The 241-nt window shown below is 71.0% G+C and carries 1 pseudogene; it reads right to left on the minus strand.

The features are described 5' to 3' along the window. Positions 1-241 (minus strand): annotated as a pseudogene (locus BN358_RS24375) (alpha/beta fold hydrolase); the annotation flags it as partial.

The following is a 241-nucleotide window of genomic DNA, read 5'->3' on the forward strand; positions in this document are numbered from 1 at the left end:
TCCAGCCCGTAGGCCTCGCCGGTGGCCGGGTCGGTCGAGGACGGCCCGGTGCTGCCCTGGCAGCCGCCGATCAGGTTGGCCGAGATCACGAAGAACCGGTTGGTGTCCAGCGGCCGTCCGGGGCCGATCAGGTTGTCCCACCAACCGGGACGCTTCGCTCCCTCGTGGAAGCCGGCGGCGTGTGCGTCCCCGGTCAGCGCATGGCAGATGAACACGGCGTTGTCCGCTGCTGGCGAGAGCG

Source organism: Sedimentibacter sp. B4 (genome assembly GCF_000309315.1).
GTDB classification, from domain to species: Bacteria; Bacillota; Clostridia; order Tissierellales; family Sedimentibacteraceae; genus Sedimentibacter; species Sedimentibacter saalensis.